The sequence below is a fragment of the Pseudomonas sp. YQ_6 genome, from assembly GCF_043103245.1.
Classification (GTDB): Bacteria; Pseudomonadota; Gammaproteobacteria; order Pseudomonadales; family Pseudomonadaceae; genus Aquipseudomonas; species Aquipseudomonas alloputida.
The window spans coordinates 31,511-54,021 of sequence record NZ_JBICJR010000009.1; the positions used below are offsets into that span (position 1 = coordinate 31,511).

Sequence of the window (22,511 nt, forward strand, 5' to 3'; positions counted from 1 at the left end):
GCTGTCATGTTCTCAAACCATGTTCGGCCGACACGGCCCCTTGTAGGAGCGGGTTCACCCGCGAATGCGTCGGCAGCGACAACCTCGATTGCCAGGACCGACGCCTTCGCGGGTAAACCCGCTCCTACAAAAGGCGACGTCGGCTATGGGATCGCGAATACCTTAGATCATTTCCTCGGCGCCCTTGCCGCCGAGGACGATTTCGCCGGCCTCGGCCATACGCCGGGCAATGGTGAGGATTTCTTTTTGCGCGGTTTCCACGTCGCTGACCCGTACCGGCCCTTTGGCCTCCAGATCGTCGCGCAGCAGCTCCGAAGCACGTTTGGACATGTTCTTGAAAATCTTGTCCTTGACCCGCTCGTCGGCGCCCTTGAGCGACACTACCAACACGTCGGAGGACACTTCGCGCAACAGCGCCTGGATGCCCCGGTCGTCGACGTCGGCCAGGTTGTTGAAGACGAACATCAGGTCTTCGATCTGCTCCGACAGGTCGCTGTCGATTTCGCGGATCGCGTCCATCAGTGCGCCTTCCACCGAACTGTCGAGGAAGTTCATGATGTCCGCCGCCCGCTTGATGCCACCCAGGGTGGTGCGCGCGGCGTTGGAGTTGCCCGAGAACTGCTTCTCGAGAATCTGGTTCAGCTCCTTCAGCGCCGCGGGTTGCACGGTGTTCAGCGATGACACGCGCAAGACGATGTCCAGGCGCACCTTGTGGTCGAAGTTGCTCAGCACTTCACCGGCCTGGTCAGGATCGAGATAGGCCACCACGATGGCCTGGATCTGCGGGTGCTCGTAGCGGATCACGTCGGCCACGGCACGCGGTTCCATCCACTTGAGGCTGTCCAGGCCGCTGGTATTGCCACCGAGCAGGATGCGGTCGACCAGGCCGTTGGCCTTGTCCTCGCCCAGAGCCTGGTTGAGCATCTTGCGGATGTACGCATCAGAACCGACGCCCAGGCTGGTTTGGTCGCCGACAATGTCGACGAACTCGCTCATCACCTGTTCGACCTGGTCACGGTGCACATTGCCCATCTGCGCCATTGCCACACCTACCCGCTGCACTTCCTTCGGGCCCATGTGCCGCAGCACTTGGGCCGCATCGGTCTCGCCCAGCGAGAGCAGAAGGATCGCCGCCTTGTCGACGCGGCTCAGCTTGGCGGTAACGGCTCGGTTATCACTCATCGGCGTTGATCCAGTCTTTCACGACCTGAGCCACACGGCCCGGGTCTTCGGCCACCAGGCCTTTGATTGCGTTGAGCTGTGCCTCGTAACCCTCGCTCGGGCTAGGCAGCAGAATGCTTGTCGGGCCACCCAGGCTGACGCGGTCGTTGGCCAGTTCGCCATCCAGACCCATCATGCCGCCCAGCTCCATGTCGCTGTCCGGGGCAGCCTGCTTGCCGCCCCCGGTAATGTTGTTCAGCACTGGCCGAAGCACGCCGAACACCAGCACCAGGATGAACACCACACCCAGCACCTGCTTGACGATGTCCCAGAACCAGGGTTGCTGGTAGAAAGCGATATCGGCGATTTCCTCGCCACGGTCGGCGGCGAACGGCACGTTGATTACCGTCACGCTGTCGCCACGGCTGGCATCGAAGCCGACTGCGTCCTGCACCAGGCGGGTAAAGCGCGCCAGGTCCTCGGCACCCCACGGTGCCCGCGTGGTATCGCCAGTGGCCGGGTCGATCTTGACCTGGTCGTCCACCACCACCGCTACCGACAGGCGGGTCATGCGCCCCTGCTGCTGGCGAGTGTGACTGATGGAACGGTCCAGCTCGAAGTTCTTGGTGCTTTGCTGACGTTTGTCTGACGGGTACGGCGCGAGCATCGGCTGACCGGTGGCCGGGTCCATGATCTGCTGGCCGTTGGCATCCACCAGCGGTTGGCCAGGCTGAATGGCGGCAGCCGGGGTAGCCGCGCCACCGGTGGTCTGCGGTGCCGAAGCGGCACCGGGTGGCTGGTTGCTCAGCGCGCCAGGCACGCCTTGCGGGCCTTGGCTGCTGGCACGTTGTTCGTCGACCGACTGCTCGCTGCGCAACGCCGGCTGGTCGGGGTTGAACTGTTCGGAGGTGGACTCGACCGCGCTGAAGTCGAGGTCGGCGGACACTTCGGCCTTGTAGCGGTCGTTGCCCAACACCGGCTGCAGAATGTTGTGCACACGCTGGGTGAGCATGCTTTCCACCCGGCGGCTGTAGTCGAACTGCTTGCCGGCCTGGGTCAGCGCGGAATCCTGAATCTGCTCGGACAGCAGGTTGCCCTTCTGGTCGACGACGGTGACCTGGGATTTGTCCAGTTCCGGCACGCTGGTGGCGACCAGGTTGACGATGGCCATCACCTGCCCGGCTTCCAGTGCCCGGCCTGGGTACAGCTCGACCAGTACCGAGGCGCTGGGCTTGCGTTCATCACGCACGAACACCGAACTTTTCGGAATGGCCAGGTGCACGCGCGCAGCCTTGACGTTGTTGAGGCTGGAAACGGTACGTGCCAGTTCGCCTTCCAGGCTGCGGCGGTAGCGGGTGGTTTCCATGAACTGGCTGGTGCCCAGGCCCTGCTCCTTGTCGAGCAGTTCGAAGCCGACATTGCCGTCGCTCGGCGCCACGCCGGCGGCTGCCAGTTTCAGGCGCGCACGGGAGAGGTCGTCGGCCTTGACCAGCAGGGCACCCGAGTTGGGCTCCACGTTATAGGGGATGTCAGCAGCAGCCAGGGTGTCCATGACCTGCTTGGTGTCCATGCCCGACAGGCTGCCGTACAACGGACGGTAATCGGGTTGTTGCGACCACAGCACCACGGCAAAGCCGATGGCCACGCTGGCCGCCAGGCCGACCATGAGGCCGATCTGGCGCAGCATGGGCATCTGCGAGATGTTTTCCAGAAACGCCATGCCAAACAGCGGCGGCTTGGCCGCTGGCGAGCCAGCTTTGGCGGGGGCGTTTTCGACGACTGCTTCAGCCATGGGTTACATCCGTCCTCAAACCGGCATCTGCATGATGTCCTGGTACGCCTGGACCAGCTTGTTGCGTACCTGGGTCATGGCTTGCATCGACACGCTGGCCTTTTGCGAAGCGATCATCACGTCAGTCAGGTCGACGCCGCTCTTGCCGATTTCGAACGCGTTGGCCAGTTGGGTCGAAGCTTGCTGCGTCTCATGCACCTTGCCGATGGCCTGGCCGAGCATGTCGGCGAAGGTGCTTTGCCCTGGCGCCAGCTCGGGGGCGGCAGTGACCTTGGGCAACGACATGGCATCGGCCTGCATGGCCCGCATGTCCAACATCAGACGATTGAATTCAACACCTTGGCTCATGACCCTTCTCTCTCCTGCGGCCGCATTTTTTTGACAGTCATGCGGCGAATGACCTACCTAAAGCAACAAAGGTGCCAGCCTTCGCGACTAATTTCCCTGGGATCACACAATTCCTGTGGGAGCGGCCTTGCGTCGCGAATGGGCCGCAAAGCGGCCCCGGCGATCTTTGCGGCGGAGCTGAAGACCTGGGGCCGCTTCGCGCCCCATTCGCGACACAAGGCCGCTCCCCAGAGGTCCGCGCCAGTTGCAGATGATTGGCCAATCAGCCGAACAGGCTGGCCTCGACGTCAAACCCGGCATCCCGCATCTGCGCCAGCTTGTAGCGCAACGTCCGCGGACTGATCCCCAGGCGTTCGGCCGCCTCTTTGCGGCGGCCGCGCTCGGCGCGCAGGGTGTCGATGATCATCTGGTACTCATGGCGACGCATGTCATCCCCCAGGCCGCCGGCATCAGCAACCACCTCGAGAGATGGCTCGGTGCCAGCCGACAATGGAATGGCGCCTGCCAGACAAAAATCCGCCGCCTCGATCACGCCACCCTGCTGCAGAATCAACGCCCGCTGCAGGGCGTTGTCCAGTTCGCGCACGTTGCCCGGCCAGGCATAGGCTTGCAGGCAGGCCCGAGCCGCTGGCGAGAGGCGCACCGGGGCATGCTTCATCTTGGCCACATGGCGCGCCAGCAGGCGCTCGGCCAACTGCAGGATATCGCCCGGCCGCTCACGCAGCGGGCGCCAGGCCAGCGGGAACACCGACAGGCGGTAGTACAGGTCTTCGCGGAAGCGCCCGGCCGCCACCTCGCCGGCCAGGTCGCGGTTGGTGGTGGCCAGCACCCGAATGTCCAGGCTGATCGGCTTGCGCCCGCCTACCCGCTCCACCTCGCGCTCCTGCAGCACACGCAGCAGCTTGGCCTGCAAGGCCATGGGCATTTCCGAGATTTCGTCGAGCAGCAAGGTGCCGCCTTCGGCCTGCTCGAACTTGCCAGCCTGAGCCGCAATAGCACCGGTGAAGGCACCCTTCTCGTGGCCGAACAGGGTGGCCTCGAGCATGTTGTCGGGGATCGCCGCGCAGTTGATCGCCACGAAGGGCTGCGCCGCACGCGGGGACTGCTGGTGAATGTAGCGCGCCAGCACTTCTTTGCCAGTACCGGACTCGCCGGAAATCAGCACGGTCGAGTCACTGCGCGCCACACGGGCCGCCAGCTCCAGCAATTGGCGGCTGGCCGGCTCGCAGGCCACCGGCCCTTCTTCGCCGGTCACACGCCCGGCGGCATGCCGCTCCACGAGGTTGAGCAGCGCCTTGGGCTCGAACGGTTTGACCAGGTAGTCGGCGGCGCCTTGACGCATGGCCTCGACCGCACGCTCGACGGCGGCATGCGCCGTCATCAACAGCACCGGCAACTGTGGCTGCTGGCGGCGCAGCTGGCTCAGCAACTGGTGCCCATCCATACCGGGCATGTTGACGTCACTGACCACCAGGCTGAACGCGTCTTCGAGTACGGCCTCCAGCGCTTCTTCGGCACTGCCCACTGCCTGATAGGCGAAACCGCCGATTTCCAGGGTATCGCCCAGCGCCTGGCGCAATACGCGGTCATCCTCGACCAGCAGCACCTTGATTGCCATTACACCCCCTCCGCCAATTGCCCGTCGATCAACGGCAGCTCTACCCGCACGCAGGTACCACGGCCGACTTTCGAGCGCAGGTTGATCGTGCCCTGATGCGCACGCACCACCGCCTTGACCACGGCCAGGCCCAGGCCGGTACCAGTGGCCTTGGTGGTAAGGAACGGCTCGCCCAAACGGCCGAGCAAGCCTGCATCGATACCGCTGCCGGCATCGCTGACGCACAGGTGCAAGCTACGTTCGCGGCGGTACAGGTGCACCTTCAGCCGTGCCGGGCCATCGCTTGCCTGCAGGGCATTTTCAATCAGGTTGAGCAAGGCGCCGACCAGGGTGTCGCGGTTGCACAGCAACTCACCCAGATGACTGTCGCACTGCCAGCGCACGGCGTGCCCCTGCACATGTGCCTGGGCCGCCTGTTGCAAGGCCTGGAATAGCGCTTTCGGGGTCACCCGATCCCCCAGCGGCAACTCGCCACGGGCAAACACCAGCATGTCGCGCACCTGATGTTCCAGCTCGTGAAGGCGCTCCTTCAGGGTCGCGGCGAAGCGCAGGCGGGTTTCCGCGCTCAGCGCTTGCTCGCTATCGGCCAGGTGGCCGGCATACAGCATGGCTGCCGACAGCGGTGTGCGGATCTGGTGGGCCAGCGAGGCAACCATGCGCCCCAACGACGACAGGCGCTCGTGGCGAGCCAGCTGGTCCTGGAGGCGACGGGTTTCAGTCAGGTCGTTGAGCAGCACCAATTGGCCAGGCTCGGCATCCAGCGAGCGGGTGGCGATCGACAGGCGGCGACCGTCGCGCAGCGAGACTTCATGGCCGTCGTCCTTGCGCGGAGCAAAGCTACGGGTGATCACCTGGCGCCACAATTGGCCGATCAGAGGCTCGCCGAGCAACTCGCAGGCAGCCGGATTGGCTTCGCGCACCAGGCCCTGGCCGTCGATCACGATCACCCCGCCGGGCAGCAAGTCGAGCAGGTTCTGCAGGCGGTTGGCCAGGCGTTCCTTTTCACTCAGTTCGTCGATGCGCTGGGCGCTGACCACGGCCAGCTCACCTTTGAGCTCACTGACCCGGGCTTCAAGCAGGCTGTAGGACTGGCTCAGCTGGCTAGACACCTGATTGAACAGGGCAAAGGCTTGCGCGATACCCTGGCCGCTGTCCTGCGCGACCGGGGTTTGCCCCTGCTGATCGGGGGCTCGGGATACGTGGGCGGCCTGGGGCATCGTGCTCTCTCGCGTGGCTGACCGTCATAAAAACGGTGTGTTGCCAGCGGTGTAGCAATAGCCGTGCCGGAGATAGGGATTTGTGCCGGCCTCTTCGCGGGCATGCCCGCTCCCACAGGGATATCACCGAATTGAAGATGTGTATCGATCCTGTGGGAGCGGGCGTGCCCGCGAAGAAGCCATCATAGGCAACCGCCAGGCTTCAATCTTCCGCCTGTTCCTCGCCACCTTGGCGGCTCATGCCGTACTTGCGCATTTTCTCCACCAGGGTGGTACGGCGAATACGCAAACGTTCAGCCGCGCGCGCAACGATACCGTTGGCATCGTCCAGCGCCTGCTGGATCAGGCCCTGCTCCAGGCTACCCAGGTAGTCCTTGAGGTCCAGGCCTTCGGGCGGCAGCATGGCGTGGTTGCTGAAGTTTGGTGTGTGGCCATTGATCGCCACGCGCTCTTCCAGGTCGCTGCGCAGGCTGTCGACCATCTGCTCGTCTTCGTCATCGACATAGCGGAATTTCTTCGGCAGTTCCGACACGCCAATGACCCCGTACGGGTGCATGATCGCCATGCGCTCGACCAGGTTGGCCAGCTCGCGCACGTTGCCCGGCCAGCCGTGACGACACAGCGACATGATCGAGGCGGAATTGAAGCGAATGGAACCGCGCTTCTCGTGCTCCATGCGCGAAATCAGCTCGTTCATCAGCAACGGGATGTCTTCCACCCGCTCACGCAGCGGTGCCATTTCGATAGGGAACACGTTCAAGCGGTAGTACAGGTCTTCGCGAAAGGTGCCGTCCTCGATCATGTTCTCGAGGTTTTTGTGCGTTGCAGCGATGATGCGCACGTCGATGCTCTGGGTCTTGTTGCTGCCCACGCGCTCGAAGGTGCGCTCCTGCAGCACACGCAGCAGCTTGACCTGCATCGGCAACGGCATGTCGCCGATTTCGTCGAGGAACAGGGTACCGCCGTTGGCCAGCTCGAACCGCCCGGCACGGCTGGTGATGGCCCCGGTAAAGGCGCCCTTCTCGTGGCCGAACAGTTCGCTTTCCAGCAGCTCGGCCGGGATCGCGCCACAGTTGACCGGCACGAACGGCGCTTCGCGGCGCTTGGAATGGTAGTGCAGGTTACGCGCCACCACTTCCTTGCCGGTGCCCGACTCACCCAGGATCAGCACGCTGGCGTCGGTATCCGCCACTTGCTGCATCATTTGCCGCACGTGCTGAATGGCACGACTGGTGCCAACCAGGCTACGGAACAGATTGGGCTCGCGCTGGCGACCCCGCTCGCGCGCCTGGTCATACATTTCGCGGTAGACCTGGGCACGGTGCAGCGAGTCCAGCAATTGGCTGTAGCTTGGCGGCATTTCCAGGTTGGAAAGCACCCGGCGGCGAAGGTCTTCCGGCAGCTCGGCGGAAGAAATTTCACCTAAAAGCAAAACTGGAAGGAACTCATCCCAGGTAGCCACTGTCTTAAGCAACCCAAGCAGATTGCCCGGAGCATTTACGGTGCCGATGAGCACGCACAGCACTTCGCGGCTCGAGGACAATGGCTCGACCGCCTGCTGCCAGTCATGGCTGGCACACGCGAGGTTTTCTTCGCCGAGGAAGTTCAGCACCACCGCAAGGTCGCGGCGGCGCGCGCTGTCGTCATCGATCAGCAGAATCTTGGTTTCACGCCACATGCAATAGCAACTTCCCTAGTCATATCGGCGCCCTGCAGGGGCGTGCTCGACATCATTCCGACTGAATGGTCAGTGTTCGGACGTCTGAAATTCGAAAACAGCCACTAGTAAAGTCAAAAAGGCCCACACAGTCAAATTTATGGCGCCTTTTGTTAAGTCGTGCGCATCTTAACTGAAGAGATGGTAAACCTTCGATGCATTTTTCGCTTGATTGATCTGCATCATCTCTTCGGCAATTGCCTGGCGTTCACCGGTTGTCACATCGATCAGGTTACGGTAGAGCCGCAGCACCCCTTCCAGCTTCTCGCGCAGCAACGCCTGGTCCATCGCATGGGTTTCCAGCACCTCGTCGATGCACGCGCGGCACGCCACATCCAGCTTGGCAATGGCTTCCCAGTCACGCTCATCCAAGGCCCCGATCAGGGCATCGCAGGTGTCATCGAGGCGTTGCAGTGCGCTCACGGTAATCTCCTTGCCATCAGCTGGCAGGCTGGGCGTCGGCAATGCCGTCCCAGCCACTTTTCACGGTAATCAGCAGCTGGGCAACTTCGTCGATAATGCTGGCATCGTTATCCACATTGGCCTGCATGAGGCGATTGGTCATGTAGACATAGAGGGCGTCGAGCTTTTCGACGTACTCCGGGTTTTCGCTTTTTTCAGGCGACAAGCCATCGCGCAAGCCGATGATGATGTCGATCGCCTTGCCCAGCATCAGGCCCTTTTCCGCAATGTCGCCACGCGCCATCGCACCCTTGGCCTGCGCCATGCGATCGAGGCCGCCTTCCATCAGCATCTGCACCAGGCGATGGGGCGTGGCTTCGGAAATCTGGGCATGGGAATTGACCTTCTGGTACTGACGAAGGGCTCTCATGGGATTCATCTTGCGACCTCGTGACGGGCAGGCTTAAGGGGGAGATATTCCTTGTATCGGGCAGGCGGCGAAAAACTTTACCGACCGATGACATGAAGCCCGGCATCTTGCAGGACTTCATGCAAGGTTCACGGATCAATCGTCGCTGTTCGCCTTGTTCAGTGCGTTGAGGGTACTCAGCACCGAGTTCTGCTGCTGACGCAGCTGGGTGACCAGGGTATCCATGTTGTTGTACTTGTCCTGCAGGCTCTTCTGCAGGGCTTCCATGCGAGCATCCAGGGTTTCCTGCTCGGCCGTGAGCTTGGTCAGGCTCTCGCTCAGGACCTTGGAGCGCTCGGCCAGGGTGCCGGTTGCGGCCTTGGCGAATGGCTCGGTGACTTTTTGCAGACGCGCCAGCAGGCCATCCTTGCCATTGAAAATACTGGTCAGGTCCGCCGCGTTGGTGGAGGCAACCTTGTCCCACTTCTTGTCGTCCAGGCTCAGCGCACCGCCATCCTGGGACGAACTGACACCAAAGGCAGCGAGCGATTTCAAGGTTCCGTTGCCCGATACCGCATTGAGCTCCTCACGAATGGAGGTCATCAACGTGCGCATGGTGGCATCACCGGTAAGCGCCGCAGCTGTCATGGTGCCATTGGCGTTTTTGGTGACCTTGGTTTCCTCGTTCATCACGGTGAGCAAGGCATTGTAGGTATCGATGAAACCTTTGAGGCCTGACTTCAACGTTGTGGAACTGGTAGTCAGCGAGAGGATGGTCGCCGTAGGCTCGCCACTGGTAGCGTTTATCGGTGAAACACCCACCAGCTTAATATTGAGACCACTGACAGCATCGGTGATGTCGTTGGTCTTGGACTTCATGGCAATGCCGTCCAGGGTGTACTCGGCGTCCGTCGGCTCATCTACAACGGTATAGCCGGTATCGATGCCCGAATTACCGGAAAGGGTAATGTCAGAGCCCTCCCCCATTTTCGTCGAGGTGACGATCAGGCGAGAGCCATTGGCATCCGTCAGCACGTTGGCGCTAAGGCCCGCTACGCCAAACTGGCTATTGATGCTGTCGCGCACCTGCTGCAATGTGGCGCCGGCGGGCACACTGAGGTCGAAGTCCTTGCCGCCCTGACTGATGGTCAGCGTAGTCGGGGTACTGCCACTATTGACTACCGATCCCGCACCATCTGCATACACTTTGGTCGAAACTTTTGACGCAGTCGCCAACTTGTCGACGATCAGCTTGAACGAGCCGTTCGCAGCCCCAGTCCCCATGGTGACGGTCGCGACTTTTTCATCCGAAGACTTCAGGCTCAGGCCACCAAAGCTGTTGGAATCAGTCATGTTGGTCAAGGCGCCGCGGAACGCATCAAGGGCCGCCTGGATCTTGCCAATAGAGGACAACGTGGTGGTTGCCTTCAGCGTTTGGGTATTGATCTGCGCCTGCTTCGGCGCCTTCTGCGCGGCCACCAGGGATTCGACGATCGCCTGGGTATCGATGCCCGAGCCAATACCGCTGACTGTTGTACCTGCCATCATTGCTCTCCTTGTTCAGTAGCTGCCGGATCCTTGGCGGATAAATCCATCAAATAGTCGACAACAACAAAAATCATGCCAGCCTATGCCTGACCGTCGAACAGCAGGCTGCTGGCTTCACTGAGGCTCTGCGCCAATTTCAGCGCAGCTTCCGATGGAAGTTGCCGGATTACCTCACCGGACTGGGTAGCAATCACCTTGACTACAATCCGGCCCGTGGAATCGTCAATGGAAAAGTCCAGCTGGCGCTGGCTCGACTGGACGAAATCACGAATTTCGCCAACCGCTTTTTCCAGGTCCTCGCGCGAGTGCGGCTGATTATCGGAGGCAGCGGCTTCCTGCACCTTGGCAGGCATAGCCGGGTCCCGCTCGCGATCAGCTCCTGGCGCCTGGGGTAACACGGTTGGATACACCTGGTTCAGCTTGACACTCATGTCCATGTTTCGAACTCCTCATGTCAAAAAGGGTGAAAGGGCACGTAAACGCACCCTTTCACCCTTCACTCAAGCGCCTGAATTACTGAAGCAGTTTCAGGACCGACGATGGCAGCTGGTTAGCCTGCGACAGGATCGCAGTCGAAGCCTGCTGCAGAGTCTGCTGCTTGGTCAGCTCGGCAGTTTCCGAAGCGAAGTCCACGTCCTGCACGGTGGAGCGGGCAGCGGTGGAGTTCTTCTGGATGTTCTGCAGGTTGTCGACGGTGGTCTGCAGACGGTTCTGGGTAGCACCCAGGCCCGAACGGACGCTGTCGATGGAGCCGATCGCTTTGTCGATAACAGCCAGAGCGTTCTGAGCGTTGGTGGCGTCGGTCACGTCGGTTTCGGCGATAGAGGTCTTGGCCGAAGTCACAGCGGTAACACCAGTACCCGCGAACAGGTCTTCAACGCCAGCGCCGGTCAGCGAGTAGCCCTTGGCGGAGTCCAGGTTAACGGCGCCGGTAACGATCAGAGTGGCTGCATCCAACGCGGCGGCAGTACCAAGTTTGCCCGAACCGTCTTTGGCAGCAACTTCGATACCTGCAACAGCACCGGCGTCGGCAGCAGTGAACTTGAGGTTTTCACCGGTATCGGACTTGACCGACAGAGTGCCCTTGGTCTCGTCATAGTTGACGCTGATACCCAGCTTGGCAGCGTTGGACTTCAGCTGATCAGCAAGACCGGCGGTGTCGGTGACACCCACGAAGTCGACAGTCTGACCGCCGACTTCGAGTTTGAAGTTGGCGGATGCCGGGGTGGCAGCAGCGATAGCTGCTTCGTCAATGGTGAATTCGACTTCGGTGCTTGCGGTAGCGGTCAGGCCACCTACTGCGCCGTTCAGGGTCTTGGCGATTTCCTTGGCGGAAGCACCTGCAGCGAGCGTCACGTCAGTGCTCTGGCCGTTACCAGTGACGGTGACTGCACCGCCAGCAATACCGGTTGCGCCTGGGGTGATACCAACGCTCTTGACTTGCTGCGAACCAATGCTCTTGGCCGAAACGTTATCCAGAGTCAGGTTGATGGTTTCGTTGGCGTTTGCGCCGACCTGAATGGCCTTGGTGCCGTACGAACCGTCCAGCAGCTTCTGGCCACCGAAGGTGGTGGTATCCGAGATACGGTTCAGCTCAGCGGTCAGAGCCTGGTATTCGTCGTTGTTCGACTTACGGTCGTCGGCGCTCAGCGAGCCAGTAGCCGAGGACAGGGCCAGGGTACGCATTTTCTGCAGGATGTCGGTCGAGGCCTGCATTGCACCTTCAGCGGTCTGGGCGATCGAGATACCGTCGTTGGCGTTCTTCACAGCCTGGCCCAGGCCATTGATCTGGCTGGTCAGACGGTTGGCGATCTGCAGGCCGGCAGCGTCGTCTTTAGCGCTGTTGATGCGCAGACCCGAGGACAGACGCTGCATCGAAGTGGTCTGAGCGTTGCTCGCCTTGGTCAGGTTGCCCTGGGTGGTGATCGACGCAATGTTGGTGTTTACAGTTAAAGCCATGACGAAATCCTCGTTGGATGGGTACTGCGGCTTCCGGCCTTGGCAACCGCCGGATTGGCCTAGAGAACCTTCGTAATGGTTATCGTCGGGTGCGCGGGTTGCTTGAGGGTTTTTTCAAAAAAAAAATACTGGCATGGGGCCAGCCCTGAGAAATCAAGGGGTTAAGGGCGGTTTATTGGCGTCAAAAACTGTTCGAGCTGGGCTGAATGCCTCATTCCGTCTGTAGGAGCGGGTTCACCCGCGAATACCGGCGAAGCCGGTGCCATAGACCGAGCTGCCTTCTTCGCGGGTAAACCCGCTCCTACAATGGGCTGCGTCAGGCAGAAGTTTATTTTCGGCAGAAAAAAAGCGCCGGGCGGGGGCCGCCGGGCGCTTTTGTGGGCTGACTGGGGATCAGTCGCGGTACAGGATGGCCGAGCCCCACGACAGGCCCACGCCGAAGCCACTGATCGCCACGCGCTTCCAGCTGCCATCGAGCATGTGCTTCTGCAGCAGCAGCGGAACACTGGAGGACACCGTATTGCCGGTTTCCAGCATGTCTTTGACGAACTTCTCCGGGTGTTGCTCTTCAAAGCGTCGCGCCACGGCGTCGACAATCGCCGCACTGCCCTGATGGATGCAGAAGGCGTCGATATCCGACGACTTCAGGCCGCTGGCATCCAGCAGCTCGTGCAGGTGCGCTGGCACTTTGATCAGGGCGAAGTTGAATACCTGGCGGCCGTTCATGAAGAACTTGCCGTCACTGACTTTCAGGTGCTCGGCACCGGAACCGTCAGTGCCGAAACGCGCCTGGCCCAGGTTCCAAACCGCGTTTTCACCCATCCAGGTAGCGGTGGCGGCGTCGCCGAACAGCATGGTGGTGTTGCGGTCTTCCGGGTCGACGATCTTCGAATACGGGTCGGCGGTGATCAGCAGGCCGTTCTTGAGGCCTGCCGCTTCCATGAAGCCTTTGATCGCATACAGGCCATACACATAGCCGGAGCAGCCCAGCGACACGTCGAATGCCGCCACGCGGGTAGACAGGCCAAGTTTGCTCTGGACGATGGCTGCGGTGTGCGGCAGGCCTTCTTCGTCGCCGTTCTGGGTGACCACGATCAACGCATCGATCGATTGCGGATCAAGGTCGGGGTTGCTGGCGAACAGCGCCTGGGCGGCCTCTACGCACAAGTCGGAGGTTTCTTGCTCTTCGGCCTTGCGCGGCAGGAACGACGCACCGATCTTGCCGAACATGAACTCTTCGTCCTTGCCGAACTTCGCACCCTGAACGTAGTTGTCCAGGCCAGCGGTGGGCACGTAACTCGCAATGCTTTTGATGCCAATCATTCTGGCTTCCCAATGAAAACAGCCAAAGACCACCACTCGATGAATTGAGGGCGCCAAATACCGGAGCGGTCACCGCCAGGGGTTGTAGCCAGGGCTCGCCTGCGCACCGGTAACAAAATGCTGCAACAGCTGCTGCATAGAATACAGGGAAGATGAGCGTTTTGACTCATTGGTCACATTGAAATGCTACGAAAGCCGTGGCGAGGGTGTGGGGACTGGGGAATTTGCGGAATGACCGGGCGGGCACTGGACCCCGAATGATCAGCTTCGCAGCCGATATCGATGCGGCCGCTTCGCGGCCCTTTCGCGACGCAAGGCCGCTCCCACAAATACGCCACCTTCAGGAGAGAGGAGGACCTGTGGGAGCGGCCTTGCGTCGCGACAGGGCTGCACAGCAGCCCCAGGAACAGGCACGCAGATCAGAGCTTGTTGAACAGGCTCAGCTGGGAAATACGCGAGAAGGCCAGCTGCGAGGCCTCCAGCATGGCCTGCTGCAAGGTCAGAGTGATGGCCGCCTGCGACATGTCGGTGTTGCCGATGGCGTTCTGGGTGGTCTTGTTGGCCAGCCCCAGGCTGGTGTTCTCCTGGCGTTGAATCTCAAGCGAGTTGCCGCGAGCACCGATCGAACCACGGGTGATATCGACCTGCTCACGGGCACTGGCCAGGTTTGCAATGGCCGAGGCCGCCGCATCTTTCAGCGCATTCGCCGCGCCAGCGCCGGTCACCGGTGTTTCCAGTGCCGCCCGCAGTTGGCTGAGGGTTTCCAGCACGTTCTGGTTCTGGTGGGTATTGGCCGTGACCGCAAACTGGTCGCCTGCCTCCGGCGAACCGGACACCTGGTAGGTCACCCCGGCCACCGTCAACGACGGTGCCGTAAAGGTACCTTTGGCGACCGGCTTGCTGTCGGCCGTCAGCGGCTGGGCATAGAACTCGTAAGCACCCGGCCCCGTGAACTTGATCACCGCACCATCACTGGGGAACGTGCTGCGATAGGCGGCCTCATCAGTCACACTACTGCTGGTGACCTGGGCGCTGGAGGTGTTGCTGCCATTTCGGGTGGTATTGAACGAATCCGGGCGTGCTTCCAGAGAGAACTCGCGCCCGCCCACGGCGGCGTCGGCATCGGCACCCTCCTCCAAGGTAACGGTTATTTCGAACTCCACGCCACGCAGGGCAATCTTGTTGGCACCTTCGGTTTTGCTGTCGAAGGTACCGTTGGTGGGCGTTTCCGAGGTGATGTCATTACCGTTGGCGTCAGTGATGGTGTACTGCGTCGCGCTGGTGAAGGTCAGCTTGTAGGGCTGGCCTGCCGTGAAACTGTTGTTGTAGGTGGTGCTCGAGGCCAGCAGACCAGACGACACCCCGACCACGCTATCGTCAGTCGCCGGCACCAGCAGGGTCGACTGGGTGCGGCTCTTGTTGCTGGCCGAGTCGAAGATGCTGAAACCGGTGTCGTTGGTGGCCAGGCTCAGGGTATCGGATACCTGCAGGCTCAGCTGGGTCTGGTCGCCGTGGTAGCTATAGGTGCCATCGGAGTTACGCACATAGGGCGGCGTGGTGCTCTTGGAGCCTCCGAACATGTAGTCGCCGTTGGCATCGCGCGAGTTGAGCAGGCCAAAGATGTTGGCCTCGATCTCTTTCAGCTCGGTGCCGATGGCCACGCGGTCAGAATCGGTCACCCCGGCGCCACCGGCACGGATCGCCAACTCGCTGGCGCGCTGCATGGCCTCGTTGATGGTGGAGAGCACGCTCTCCTCCTGCAACAGCGAGTTGCTCACGGTGTTGATGTTGCCGCTGTACTGGTCCAGCAACGATTGCTGCTGTTGCAGCAGCAGCAGGCGCGCAGCACCGACCGGGTCATCGGCTGCGGTCTGGATACGGATACCCGACGTCACCTGGTCGTTGGTCTTGTTCATGCTGGAGAAGTTCTTGGAGTAGCTACTGGCGCTGGCCTCATAGAACTGAGCAGTGGAAATACGCACGATAGTCTTCTCCTTACAAAGCGTTGATCAGGGTGCTGAAGGTTTCTTGCGCCGCCTTGATGATCTGCGAGGACGCCGTGTAGTAATGCTGGAACTTGACCAGGCTGGCCGCTTCGTCATCCAGGTTGACCCCGGACACCGCGCTGCGGCTTTCGCTGGCGGACTTGAGCACCGCCTCGGTCGCGGTGCTGTCGATGGACGCCTGGTTCGCCTTGGCACCCACGCGCTCGACCAGCGAGGCGTAGGCCGAAGTGAAGCTGGTACCGCCACCGGAACCGGTATTCACCGTCGACTTGGTCTGCAGGTCGAGCAGCGCCGTTGCGTTGCGGTTATCGGCCTTGCCGTCGGCATTGAACGACAGGGTAAAACTGTCATTGGCCGCAGGGCTGCCGCCGATGGTGGTCTCGACGGCGAACGTGCGCGGGTTGCCGCTGCCATCCAGAATCGGGTCGCCGGCCGCATCGAGCATCGGCACGGTCACCGACAGTTTGTTGTCGGTACCTGGCACCACGCTGCCGGTACCAATCTGGGTACCCTTGGCATCGAACAGCTTGTAGCCCTGGGAGCCACCGCTGGCAGCGTCGAACACCACGCGCACAGGCATCGAATCGCGAATCGACTGCTGGATCAGCACGGTATCGGCACCGCCGTAGATGTCCAGCGACTCGCCCAGGGTCGGCTGGGTGATGGTGCCAGTACCGCTGTTGCCACTGCCCGAGGTAGCGCTGATGGGCCCGGCGAAGGCCAGCTTGTTGGCATCGGTCAAGGTCGTGGTAATGCTCCCGGCAGCTGCACGGGTAGGGATGACCTTGAAGCTGTCGCCGGCCGCCAGGCCGCCGCCTTTCAACGCCAGGCTGAAACCATCGATCACCGGTGCCGGGTCGGCATTCAGGTCGAAGCTGCCCATGTCGGTGCCGTCCGAGCGGCGCACACTGTACTGGTTGGCGCTGGTGAACTTCACCTCGTAGTCGTAGGTGGTCAACGCACCGCTGTTGGCGATGGTGACATCCAGATTGCCGGAGCCGGCACTGTTGTTCGACGAGGCCAGGCTGCGCTGGGCAATGGCAGTGGCGCTGTTGATGCTGGAGAACAGCGAGCTGCCGAACTGGCCGTTGGCATCCAGGCCCTGACCCAGCTGGCTATTGATGCTGTCGGCGACGACCAGGGCAACGCGACCAAGCTCGTTCATCGACGGCGTCAGCACGTCCTGGCGATAACGCAACAGGCCGCCAATGGCGCCCCCGGACACCACCGAGGTCACGTCCGAGCTGAACGAGTCATAGTTGATGCGCAGGGCAACCTGGCTCTTGTCGGCCACACCCGGCTCCACCGACAAGGTGTTGGCCTTGGTTCCGGTGACCAGCGATTGGCCACTGCCCAGGTACACGTCGTAGTTGCCATCACGCTCCTGCACCGTCACCCCTACCAGCTCGTTGAGCTGGCGCACGGCTTCGCTGCGCGCATCCAGCAGGCTGTTGGGGGTGTTGCCGGAGGCGCTGGCCGCGGTGATCTGCTTGTTGTACTCGGCAATGTTAGCGGTGAGCTTGTTCACCTGGCCGGCCATGGTGTCGAGCTGGGAGTTGATCGTGGCGTTCTGCTGGGTCAGCTGGGTGCTCACCGCGTTGAAACGGTTGCTCAGGGTTTGCGCCTGGGTCAGCAGCAACTGACGCGAGGCAACGTCACCCGGCTTCGCCGCTGCAGTCTGCAGCGCCGAAAAGAAGGCGGTAAGGACCGAACTGATACCGGTGTCACGGTCAGCCAGCAGCTTGTCGACGCTGGTGATCTGATCCTGGAACGTCAGCGAGTCTGCCTGCAACGAGGTGGCCGTCTGCAGCTGGTTGTCCAGGTAGGAGCTGTAGATGCGACGCACATCCGCCAGCGTGGTCCCGGTACCCAGAAACCCTGCGCCTATGTTGTGCGAAGGCCCCGCCGCCTGAACCGTCTGCTGGCGCGAGTAGCCACTGGTCGCGGCGTTGGCGATGTTGTTACTGGTTACCGACAAGGCCGCCTGGCTGGCACTCAGGCCACTCAGGCCGATGGAAATCAGGCTCGACATGATTTAGTCCTTTTATAAGTTCGTGGTTCTGCCAGCCATGGCGTATTGCGGGGTTGACTGCATTTGCTGGGCGATGCTGATGATTTTCTTCGCATAGCCCGGGTCGGTCGCATAACCTGCTTTTTGCAGCTCTCTTGCAAACTGCTCAGGGTTATCGGCCGCATCCAGCGCACCTTGATAGCGAGCATTGCTCTGCAGCAAGGTAACGAGATCGTGGAAGCTGTCCTGGTAGGAGTCGTAGCTGCGGAACGCCGCGGTTTCCTTGACGAACTGGCCATCGCGGAATTCGCTGGTGATCGCCCGCGCCTGCTCGCCTTGCCAGCTGCCGGTGGCTTTGATACCGAACAGGTTGTGGCTGCTGCTGCCGTCGCTGTTGCGCATCACCGACTTGCCCCAACCGGTTTCCAGCGCGGCCTGGGCCACCAGGTAGCGTGGGTCGACACCAATGCGCCGGGCGGCCTGTTCGGCCATTGGCAGCATGGTGGCGACGAAGGCGTCGCTGTCGCTGAAAGCCTTGTTCGGCGCCAGCGGTGGCTGGGCCACGGCACGGCCGACAATGCGCAGGCCGTTGTCCGGCACGGCGAAGGCCTTGGCGACTGGCTGACCGTCACGGGCAGGCACGGCGGCGTTATTGGCAGTTTCCGCCAACGGCACGATACCGGCCAACAGGCGGTCGGTGAGCTTGCTGGGCAAGGCCAGGCGCCGCGCGTTGAGTGCAGCAACGTCATTGCGCGTAGCGGACGAGGCCATGGCATGCGCTGGCTCCGCAACCTTGTTGCCCCACAATGCCGGGCCACCGCTATCGACGCGCGGGAACGGGCTGGTATTGGCCGTTGCACTGCGGCCCTTTGTCAGCTGGCGCACCAGTACGTCCTGCAAGCCGATGCCGCCACCTTCGCGGGACATGCTCACGGCCAACTGCTGGTCGTACATGTCACGGTACTGCTTGACCGTTTCGGTGTTCATCGGGTTGTCGTCGGCCAGCACGTCACTGGCCTTGCGCGAGGCCTTGAGCATTTCGCTGATGAACAGCGACTCGAATTCCTGGGCCACCTTACGCACATTGGCTTCGCTGTCGCGGTCGCCGTGCTTGAGGGCACTCAGGCGGTTGAGGTCGGTATAGGCGCCGCTGTCGGCACTACCGGATACCTGGCTTTTGATATTCATCCGCGCCGTCCTCAGATCACGATCAGGTCGGCCTGCAAGGCGCCGGCCTGCTTCAAGGCTTCGAGGATTGCCATCAGGTCGCCGGGCGCTGCGCCCACCTGGTTCACCGCGCGGACGATTTCATCCAGCGTGGTACCCGGGCCGAACTTGAACATCGGCTTGGCTTCCTGCTCGGCATTGACCCGCGAGCGTGGCACCACGGCAGTCTGGCCATTGGAGAAGGCCCCCGGCTGGCTGACGATCGGGTCTTCGGTGATGGTCACGGTCAGGCTGCCGTGGGTGACCGCCGCCGGCGACACCTTGACGTTCTGGCCGATGACGATGGTGCCGGTACGCGAATTGATGATGACTTTGGCCACCGCCTGGCCCGGGTCGATTTCGAGGTTTTCGAGGATCGACAGATAATCCACGCGCTGGCTTGGGTCCATCGGCGCGCTGACCCGTACCGAACCACCATCCACGGCCTGGGCCACGCCAGGGCCGAGCAGGTCGTTGACCTTGTCCACGATGCGCTTGGCGGTCGTGAAGTCGGGGCGATTGAGGTTCAAGGTCAGGGTATTGCCCTGGTTGAAGCCGCTCGGCACCGCACGCTCGACACTGGCACCACCCGGAATACGGCCAGCCGACGGAACGTTGACAGTGATCTTCGAGCCGTCACGACCTTCGGCATCAAAGCCGCCCACGACCAGGTTGCCCTGGGCAATGGCGTAGACATTGCCGTCGATACCCTTGAGCGGGGTCATCAACAGGCTGCCGCCGCGCAGGCTCTTCGAGTTACCGATCGACGACACGGTGATGTCCACCACCTGGCCCGGCTTGGCGAACGGTGGCAGGTCGGCATGCACCGACACTGCGGCAACGTTCTTCAGCTGCACGTTGCCGGAACCGGCCGGCACCTTGATGCCGAACTGCGACAGCATGTTGTTGAAGGTTTGCAGGGTGAACGGCGTCTGGGTGGTCTGGTCACCCGTGCCATTGAGGCCCACCACCAGGCCGTAACCAATCAACTGGTTGGAACGTACGCCAGAAATGCTGGCAATGTCCTTCAGGCGCTCGGCCTGGGCAGCGAAGGCGCAGGACAAAAGCAGGGTTGTGGCAATCAGCTGCCTCACGTTGAACATGGTCATCCGTACTCAGAAAGGCCAAAGCGGGCTGATGAAGAAGCGGTCCAGCCACCCGGGCTGGCTGGCATCGGCGAACGAACCGGTGCCGGAGTAGGTGATGCGCGCGTCGGCCACACGGGTGGACGGCACGGTGTTGTCGGTGGCGATATCGTCAGCGCGAACCATGCCGGCAATGCGCACCAGCTCTTCGCCGGTGTTCAGGGTCAGCCACTTCTCGCCGCGCACGGCGATGATGCCGTTGGGCAGCACCTCGGCCACGGTGACGGTGATCGAACCGGTCAGCGTGTTGCCCTGGGTGGCCTTGCTGTCGCCCTTGGTCGCGCGATCGCCGCTATAACCGGCCTCCAGCGAAAGGTCGCCGCCACCGAACGGATTATTGGTGTTGGGCGTGCTACCAAACAGCGAAGTCAGGCCGATGTCGGTCTTGCTGGTCTTGGCGATCTGTGAGCCCGCGTTCTTGCTGGCGGACGTGCGCTCATTGAGCGTGATGGTGATGATGTCACCCACCCGGAACGCCTTGCGGTCGCTGTACAGGTTCTGCTCGAAACCGGCCTGGTAGATCGAACCGTTGTTGGCCGCTGCCGGCAACGGGGTGCGCGGCAACACCGGCGCATAGTACGGGTCGTTGGGCTTGGGCGTCGGTGCGACGCAACCTGCCAGCAACACCGCCCCCCCCAGGGCGAAAACGGACAACAGACGATTCATGACACTTACCTCACGGGCGCAGCTGAGTGACAGGGCTTATAGCTGTTGAGTAACGAACGACAGCATCTGGTCGGCCGTGGAAATGACTTTGGAGTTCATCTCGTAGGCACGCTGAGTGGTGATCATGTTCACCAGCTCTTCCACGGTGCTGACGTTGGAGTTCTCCAGCGTCTGCTGCAAGGTGGTGCCAAAACCGTTCAGGCCTGGGGTGCCGACCTGCGGTGCGCCACTGGCGGCGGTCTCGAGGAACAGGTTGTCACCGATCGCCTGCAGGCCGGCCGGGTTGATGAAGTCGGCGGTCTGGATGTTGCCGATCACCTGTGCAGCCGGGTTGCCGGCGGTGGTGATCGACACGGTGCCGTCCTGGCCTACGGTGAAGGTCTGGGCGTCGTTAGGCACGACAATGGCAGGTTCCAGGGCGTAGCCGTTGGCGGTGACGATCTGGCCATCGGAGTTCAGGTGGAAGGTGCCGTCACGGGTGTACGACACGGTGCCGTCCGGCTGCAGGACCTGGAAGAAACCGCGACCGTTGACTGCCATGTCCAACGGGTTTTCGGTGGTTTGCAGGCTGCCGGCGACGAAACTTTTCTGGGTGCCCACGATACGCACACCGGTACCGACCTGCAGGCCCGAGGGCAGCTCGCTGTCCTGGGTCGACTGGGCACCAGGCTGGCGCTTGATCTGGTAGAGCAGGTCTGCGAATTCGGCGCGATCACGCTTGAAGCCGGTGGTCGAGACGTTGGCCAGGTTGTTGGAAATGACCGTCAGGTTGGTGTCCTGAGCGGACAGGCCGGTTTTAGCGACCCAAAGAGCCGGAAGCATGTGAGTTCTCCTCGTGCGCCTGTTTTACGGCACCCGTTCAAAAGTGATTAGCCGATTTGCAAAACCCGAGCCATGGCTTCGTCGCCTTCCTTGGCCGTATTCATCATCTTGACGTGCAGTTCGAACTGGCGGGACAGCGCCAGCACCGAGGTCATTTCCTCGACAGCGTTGACATTGCTGCCTTCCAGGAAGCCAGCCACCACCCGCACGTTGACGTCGGCATCGGCCGGCTGGCCGGAAGTGGTATGGATCAGACCGTCCAGGCCCTTCGTCAGGCCTTTGGTGTCCGGGTTGACCAGTTTGATGCGGTCGACCTCGGCCATCACCCGCGGGTCTTCACCCATGGAGCGGATGCTGATGGTGCCGTCGGCACCCACTTCCACTTTCTGCTCCGGCGGGATGGCGATCGGGCCACCGTTGCCGATCACCGGCATGCCATTGCCGGCACGCAGCACACCGAGGGCATCGATGTTCAGACTACCGGTACGCACATAGGCTTCGCTGCCATCCGGCGCCTGCACGGCGATAAAGCCTTTGCCGGTCACCGCCACGTCAAGGTCGCGGCCAGTTTCGACCAACGGGCCTTCACTGAAGTCGGTGGCCGGGCGCTCGGTCATGGCGAAGGCGCGCGCCGGAAAGCTGTCACCGAACACCGGCATCGAACGGGCCTGCTCCAGGTCGCGCTGAAAACCGTTGGTGGAAATGTTCGCCAGGTTGTTGGCGTGGGCCTTCTGCGCCAGCGCGTTCTGGCTGGCGCCGGTCATGGCCACATAAAGCAACTTGTCCACAGTTTCTCCTCTGCGCGTAGCTGCCGCGCTGTCACTGGGCAGGTTCCAAGCAATAATTGAACCAAGTCTGAAACACCCGGTTTACGGGGCTTTCAGCGCGGCAAGGGGCAATAACCGTCAGTTTGTCGGCGGATGTTTGCCGCCTGCGGCAAGGGCTTGCTCAATGGGCGCGGCAGGCGGCGTTGTTGTAGGGGCCAGAGTGGCGCACCCAGCCTTTGCCCGGGTTGTGGGCCGAACACAGGTAGCGGCCGGTGACCAGGCTTTGCCATTGATAGAACGGGGCGGGGGCAGCGGGGGCCGGCAGAACCAGCACCAGCAAGGGGAACAAGGCCAGTAACGACAGCCGCTTCATTCGCGTGAACCTTCACATTCT

General features: G+C 61.8%; 20 protein-coding genes. All 20 read right to left on the reverse strand.

What is annotated here, in order from left to right; all coding sequences use genetic code 11:
- Positions 1-162: 162 nt before the first annotated feature.
- Positions 163-1,182 (reverse strand): flagellar motor switch protein FliG, encoded by a 1,020-nt coding sequence (fliG, locus tag ACF8FG_RS03150; RefSeq protein WP_003254434.1) that lies wholly within the window; start codon positions 1,180-1,182, stop codon positions 163-165.
- Positions 1,175-2,953, reverse strand: coding sequence for a flagellar basal-body MS-ring/collar protein FliF (gene fliF, locus ACF8FG_RS03155; protein ID WP_014590150.1), 1,779 nt, complete (start codon positions 2,951-2,953; stop codon positions 1,175-1,177). Before fliF ends, fliG begins: the two co-directional genes overlap by 8 nt.
- 15 nt (positions 2,954-2,968) lie before the next feature.
- A complete protein-coding gene (gene fliE / locus ACF8FG_RS03160; protein ID WP_003254438.1) occupies positions 2,969-3,301 on the reverse strand; it encodes a flagellar hook-basal body complex protein FliE in 333 nt (110 codons plus the stop codon).
- 262 nt (positions 3,302-3,563) lie between these two features.
- The gene (locus ACF8FG_RS03165) at positions 3,564-4,919 is read right to left on the reverse strand and encodes a sigma-54 dependent transcriptional regulator (protein ID WP_064491809.1); all 1,356 of its coding nucleotides are present in this window, start codon (positions 4,917-4,919) and stop codon (positions 3,564-3,566) included.
- On the reverse strand, positions 4,919-6,136 hold the full coding sequence (locus ACF8FG_RS03170) for a PAS domain-containing sensor histidine kinase (RefSeq protein ID WP_076402696.1): 1,218 nt from the start codon (positions 6,134-6,136) through the stop codon (positions 4,919-4,921). Before ACF8FG_RS03170 ends, ACF8FG_RS03165 begins: the two co-directional genes overlap by 1 nt.
- Positions 6,137-6,338: 202 nt before the next feature.
- On the reverse strand, positions 6,339-7,814 hold the full coding sequence (fleQ, locus tag ACF8FG_RS03175) for a transcriptional regulator FleQ (protein ID WP_119714053.1): 1,476 nt from the start codon (positions 7,812-7,814) through the stop codon (positions 6,339-6,341).
- A 168-nt stretch (positions 7,815-7,982) separates the two neighbouring features.
- A complete protein-coding gene (locus tag ACF8FG_RS03180) occupies positions 7,983-8,276 on the reverse strand; it encodes a flagellar protein FliT (protein WP_318081825.1) in 294 nt (97 codons plus the stop codon).
- Between the two features lie 16 nt (positions 8,277-8,292).
- Positions 8,293-8,694 (reverse strand): flagellar export chaperone FliS, encoded by a 402-nt coding sequence (gene fliS, locus ACF8FG_RS03185; protein ID WP_019438376.1) that lies wholly within the window; start codon positions 8,692-8,694, stop codon positions 8,293-8,295.
- A 126-nt stretch (positions 8,695-8,820) separates the two neighbouring features.
- Complete coding sequence (gene fliD / locus ACF8FG_RS03190) at positions 8,821-10,209, reverse strand: flagellar filament capping protein FliD (RefSeq protein ID WP_119714055.1); 1,389 nt, start codon at positions 10,207-10,209, stop codon at positions 8,821-8,823.
- A gap of 83 nt (positions 10,210-10,292) precedes the next feature.
- Positions 10,293-10,649, reverse strand: coding sequence for a flagellar protein FlaG (locus ACF8FG_RS03195; RefSeq protein WP_190869603.1), 357 nt, complete (start codon positions 10,647-10,649; stop codon positions 10,293-10,295).
- 76 nt (positions 10,650-10,725) lie between these two features.
- Positions 10,726-12,171 carry a flagellin gene (locus tag ACF8FG_RS03200; protein WP_064491814.1) on the reverse strand — a complete coding sequence of 482 codons (1,446 nt, stop codon included), beginning with the start codon at positions 12,169-12,171 and terminating at the stop codon, positions 10,726-10,728.
- A gap of 393 nt (positions 12,172-12,564) precedes the next feature.
- On the reverse strand, positions 12,565-13,494 hold the full coding sequence (locus ACF8FG_RS03205) for a ketoacyl-ACP synthase III (RefSeq protein WP_003254453.1): 930 nt from the start codon (positions 13,492-13,494) through the stop codon (positions 12,565-12,567).
- Between the two features lie 419 nt (positions 13,495-13,913).
- A complete protein-coding gene (locus ACF8FG_RS03210; RefSeq protein ID WP_014590126.1) occupies positions 13,914-15,476 on the reverse strand; it encodes a flagellar hook-associated protein 3 in 1,563 nt (520 codons plus the stop codon).
- 13 nt (positions 15,477-15,489) lie between these two features.
- A complete protein-coding gene (gene flgK, locus ACF8FG_RS03215; RefSeq protein ID WP_318081824.1) occupies positions 15,490-17,532 on the reverse strand; it encodes a flagellar hook-associated protein FlgK in 2,043 nt (680 codons plus the stop codon).
- A gap of 12 nt (positions 17,533-17,544) precedes the next feature.
- Positions 17,545-18,699: a flagellar assembly peptidoglycan hydrolase FlgJ gene (flgJ, locus tag ACF8FG_RS03220; RefSeq protein ID WP_318081823.1), complete on the reverse strand. Its 1,155-nt coding sequence runs from the start codon at positions 18,697-18,699 to the stop codon at positions 17,545-17,547.
- A gap of 11 nt (positions 18,700-18,710) precedes the next feature.
- The gene (locus ACF8FG_RS03225; protein WP_004575771.1) at positions 18,711-19,820 is read right to left on the reverse strand and encodes a flagellar basal body P-ring protein FlgI; all 1,110 of its coding nucleotides are present in this window, start codon (positions 19,818-19,820) and stop codon (positions 18,711-18,713) included.
- A gap of 12 nt (positions 19,821-19,832) precedes the next feature.
- On the reverse strand, positions 19,833-20,528 hold the full coding sequence (gene flgH, locus ACF8FG_RS03230; protein ID WP_003254461.1) for a flagellar basal body L-ring protein FlgH: 696 nt from the start codon (positions 20,526-20,528) through the stop codon (positions 19,833-19,835).
- Between the two features lie 36 nt (positions 20,529-20,564).
- Complete coding sequence (gene flgG, locus ACF8FG_RS03235; protein WP_003254462.1) at positions 20,565-21,350, reverse strand: flagellar basal-body rod protein FlgG; 786 nt, start codon at positions 21,348-21,350, stop codon at positions 20,565-20,567.
- A gap of 47 nt (positions 21,351-21,397) precedes the next feature.
- Positions 21,398-22,138, reverse strand: coding sequence for a flagellar basal-body rod protein FlgF (gene flgF, locus ACF8FG_RS03240; protein WP_010955101.1), 741 nt, complete (start codon positions 22,136-22,138; stop codon positions 21,398-21,400).
- A 160-nt stretch (positions 22,139-22,298) separates the two neighbouring features.
- Positions 22,299-22,490: a hypothetical protein gene (locus ACF8FG_RS03245; protein ID WP_003254464.1), complete on the reverse strand. Its 192-nt coding sequence runs from the start codon at positions 22,488-22,490 to the stop codon at positions 22,299-22,301.
- Positions 22,491-22,511: the final 21 nt, after the last annotated feature.

Excerpts from the sequence above, each read along its gene's own strand:
- ACF8FG_RS03225 (WP_004575771.1), bottom strand. The coding sequence starts at position 19,820 with ATGTTCAACGTGAGGCAGCTGATTGCCACAACCCTGCTTTTGTCCTGC.
- flgH (WP_003254461.1), bottom strand. The coding sequence starts at position 20,528 with ATGAATCGTCTGTTGTCCGTTTTCGCCCTGGGGGGGGCGGTGTTGCTG.
- ACF8FG_RS03205 (WP_003254453.1), bottom strand. The coding sequence starts at position 13,494 with ATGATTGGCATCAAAAGCATTGCGAGTTACGTGCCCACCGCTGGCCTG.
- flgK (WP_318081824.1), bottom strand. The coding sequence starts at position 17,532 with ATGTCGAGCCTGATTTCCATCGGCCTGAGTGGCCTGAGTGCCAGCCAG.
- fliD (WP_119714055.1), bottom strand. The coding sequence starts at position 10,209 with ATGGCAGGTACAACAGTCAGCGGTATTGGCTCGGGCATCGATACCCAG.
- ACF8FG_RS03170 (WP_076402696.1), bottom strand. The coding sequence starts at position 6,136 with ATGCCCCAGGCCGCCCACGTATCCCGAGCCCCCGATCAGCAGGGGCAA.
- fliG (WP_003254434.1), bottom strand. The coding sequence starts at position 1,182 with ATGAGTGATAACCGAGCCGTTACCGCCAAGCTGAGCCGCGTCGACAAG.
- fliS (WP_019438376.1), bottom strand. The coding sequence starts at position 8,694 with ATGAATCCCATGAGAGCCCTTCGTCAGTACCAGAAGGTCAATTCCCAT.
- ACF8FG_RS03195 (WP_190869603.1), bottom strand. The coding sequence starts at position 10,649 with ATGGACATGAGTGTCAAGCTGAACCAGGTGTATCCAACCGTGTTACCC.
- ACF8FG_RS03245 (WP_003254464.1), bottom strand. The coding sequence starts at position 22,490 with ATGAAGCGGCTGTCGTTACTGGCCTTGTTCCCCTTGCTGGTGCTGGTT.
- ACF8FG_RS03165 (WP_064491809.1), bottom strand. The coding sequence starts at position 4,919 with ATGGCAATCAAGGTGCTGCTGGTCGAGGATGACCGCGTATTGCGCCAG.
- flgG (WP_003254462.1), bottom strand. The coding sequence starts at position 21,350 with ATGCTTCCGGCTCTTTGGGTCGCTAAAACCGGCCTGTCCGCTCAGGAC.
- flgJ (WP_318081823.1), bottom strand. The coding sequence starts at position 18,699 with ATGAATATCAAAAGCCAGGTATCCGGTAGTGCCGACAGCGGCGCCTAT.
- fliE (WP_003254438.1), bottom strand. The coding sequence starts at position 3,301 with ATGAGCCAAGGTGTTGAATTCAATCGTCTGATGTTGGACATGCGGGCC.
- ACF8FG_RS03200 (WP_064491814.1), bottom strand. The coding sequence starts at position 12,171 with ATGGCTTTAACTGTAAACACCAACATTGCGTCGATCACCACCCAGGGC.
- fleQ (WP_119714053.1), bottom strand. The coding sequence starts at position 7,814 with ATGTGGCGTGAAACCAAGATTCTGCTGATCGATGACGACAGCGCGCGC.
- fliF (WP_014590150.1), bottom strand. The coding sequence starts at position 2,953 with ATGGCTGAAGCAGTCGTCGAAAACGCCCCCGCCAAAGCTGGCTCGCCA.